2 pseudogenes are annotated in these 1,183 nt (G+C 70.8%); both read right to left on the reverse strand.

Going from position 1 to position 1,183, the window contains the following annotated elements:
* Nucleotides 1-146, reverse strand: a pseudogene (locus tag AB0P03_RS40805) (2-oxoacid:ferredoxin oxidoreductase subunit beta); the annotation flags it as partial.
* A pseudogene (locus AB0P03_RS40810) lies at nt 143-1,183 on the reverse strand (2-oxoglutarate ferredoxin oxidoreductase subunit alpha); the annotation flags it as partial. The pseudogenes AB0P03_RS40810 and AB0P03_RS40805, both read right to left, overlap by 4 nt.

Genomic DNA, 1,183 nt, shown 5'->3' on the forward strand with positions numbered 1-1,183 from the left:
ATGAAACCCTGCACCGCCGCCAGGACCGCGTAGTCCCCGCAACCGGGACACCAGCGCACCTCCTGGTCGGTCTTGAAGTCCCGGGCACTCTGCGGACCTTCGGCCTTGGGCACCAGGTTCAGGGACGGGAAGCCGTTCTCACTCATCGGTGGTCCTCCTCGTCCAGGGCGCCGATCGCCGCCGACAGCACGTCCGCCAACTGCGCCGCCTTGAACGGCAGCCCACGCACCTGGTTGTAGGACTCCGCGTCCACCAGGTACTTCGCCCGCAGCAGCAGCGCGAGCTGACCCAGATTCATCTCCGGCACGACGACCTTCTCGTAACTCCTGAGCACCGCGCCCAGGTTGGCCGGGAAGGGATTCAGGTGGCGCAGGTGCGCCTGGGCGACCTCCCCGCCGTCCGCCCGCACCCGCCGCACGGCCGCAGTGATCGGCCCGTACGTCGAACCCCAGCCGAGCACCAGCACCCGCGCCTCGCCGCTCGGGTCGTCGACCTCCACGTCGGGGACGGCGATCCCGTCGACCTTCGCCTGCCGGGTGCGGACCATGAAGTCGTGGTTCGCCGGGTCGTAGGAGATGTTCCCCGTCCCGTCCTGCTTCTCGATCCCGCCGATCCGGTGCTCCAGCCCCGGCGTACCGGGCAGCGCCCACGGCCTGGCCAGGGTCCTCGGATCCCGCAGGTAGGGCCAGAACGAGCCGTCCTCGCGGTTCGGCCCGGTCGCGAAATCCGGACTGACCAGCGGGAGTTCGTCCACCTCAGGGATCCGCCACGGCTCCGAGCCGTTCGCCAGGTAGCCGTCCGAGAGCAGGAACACCGGCGTCCGGTACGTCACCGCGATCCGCGCCGCCTCCAGCGCCGCGTCGAAGCACTCCGCCGGCGTCGCCGGAGCGACGATCGGCACCGGCGCCTCGCCGTTGCGCCCGAACATCGCCTGCAGCAGGTCCGCCTGCTCCGTCTTGGTCGGCAGACCGGTGGAGGGCCCACCGCGCTGGATGTCCACCACCAGCAACGGCAGCTCCAGCGACACCGCCAGGCCGATCGTCTCACTCTTCAACGCCACCCCGGGGCCCGAGGTCGTCGTCACGCCGAGCGCGCCACCGAAGGACGCGCCGAGCGCCGCACCGATCCCGGCGATCTCGTCCTCGGCCTGGAAGGTACGGACCCCGAAGTTCTTGTGCCGGCT

The organism is Kitasatospora sp. NPDC088779 (assembly GCF_040685395.1).
Lineage (GTDB): Bacteria > Actinomycetota > Actinomycetes > Streptomycetales > Streptomycetaceae > Kitasatospora.